The sequence below is a fragment of the Promicromonospora kroppenstedtii DSM 19349 genome (assembly GCF_000515355.1).
Classification (GTDB): domain Bacteria; phylum Actinomycetota; class Actinomycetes; order Actinomycetales; family Cellulomonadaceae; genus Promicromonospora; species Promicromonospora kroppenstedtii.
Genome location: NZ_KI911588.1, coordinates 1,174 through 2,094, shown reverse-complemented (window position 1 = coordinate 2,094; position 921 = coordinate 1,174). Strand labels below are relative to the sequence as shown.

1 protein-coding gene and 1 pseudogene are annotated in these 921 nt (G+C 69.2%); both read left to right on the top strand.

Annotated elements, in window-relative coordinates:
- Positions 1 to 249: 249 nt before the first annotated feature.
- The gene (locus PROKR_RS02655) at positions 250 to 594 is read left to right on the top strand and encodes a phage tail tape measure protein (RefSeq protein WP_036959374.1); all 345 of its coding nucleotides are present in this window, start codon (positions 250 to 252) and stop codon (positions 592 to 594) included.
- Positions 570 to 917, top strand: a pseudogene (locus tag PROKR_RS02650) (phage tail tape measure protein); the annotation flags it as partial. The gene PROKR_RS02655 and the pseudogene PROKR_RS02650, both read left to right, overlap by 25 nt.
- Positions 918 to 921: the final 4 nt, after the last annotated feature.

The following is a 921-nucleotide window of genomic DNA, read 5'->3' as shown; positions in this document are numbered from 1 at the left end:
GTCGAGCCGGAGAGCACCACCTACGGCAAGGGCGCTGTCTCCATCGACGAGATGGAGGCGTGGCTCGCCGGGACCATGTGAGGAGGCCCGACGTGGCCGTTGAGCTAGCCGTTGCCTACCTCCCGATCCTGCCGGAGACCAGCAAGATCGCCCCGGGCGTGAAGCAAGCGCTCGGGGCGAGCGAGAACGAAGCCGACCGGTCCGGTAAGCGGGCCGGTCGGCGGTTCGGCGAAGAGGTTCGGCGAGGGCATGGATGGCCTCCGGGGGCCCGCGCTGGCCGTCGTCGCCGGGATCGGCGGCATCGTCGCGTCGTCGGTCAACCTGGAGAAGAAGTTCTCCCAGACGATGAACGTCACGGCTGCCACCCTGGGCGCGCCGCAGAAGGAAATGGCGAAGCTGAACAAGCTCGCCCTCGACCTGGGCGCATCGACGTCGTTCTCGGCTAACGAGGCCGCCGACGCCATGCAGGAGCTCGCCAAGGGCGGCCTGAGCGCCGCCACGATCCAGGCCGGCGCACTGAGGGCACACTCCAGCTCGCCGCCGCAGGCGGTACGACGCTCGCGTCGGCTGCCGAGATCGCCTCGAACGCGCTGAACACGTTCAAGCTCTCCGGCGATCAGATGAACGTCGTATCCGCCGCCCTCGCCGGCGGCGCGAACGCCTCGACCGCGTCCGTCGAGTCCCTCGGCCACGCCCTGAGCCAGGTCGGCCCAGGCGCCGTGAACGCAGGCCTCAACCTGAACGACACGGTCGGCGCTCTCGCGGCGTTCGACAACGCCGGCATCAAGGGGAGCGACGCCGGTACCTCGCTGAAGACGATGCTCTCGCGGCTCGTGCCGCAGACGGCCAAGGCCGCCACGGCTATGAAGGACGCCAACCTCGACTTCACCGACGCCAACGGCAACTTTGCTCGCTGACGGA

What these genes read in the sequence shown, in the direction of transcription:
- PROKR_RS02655 (WP_036959374.1), top strand. Translation starts at nt 250, where the DNA reads ATGGATGGCCTCCGGGGGCCCGCGCTGGCCGTCGTCGCCGGGATCGGC.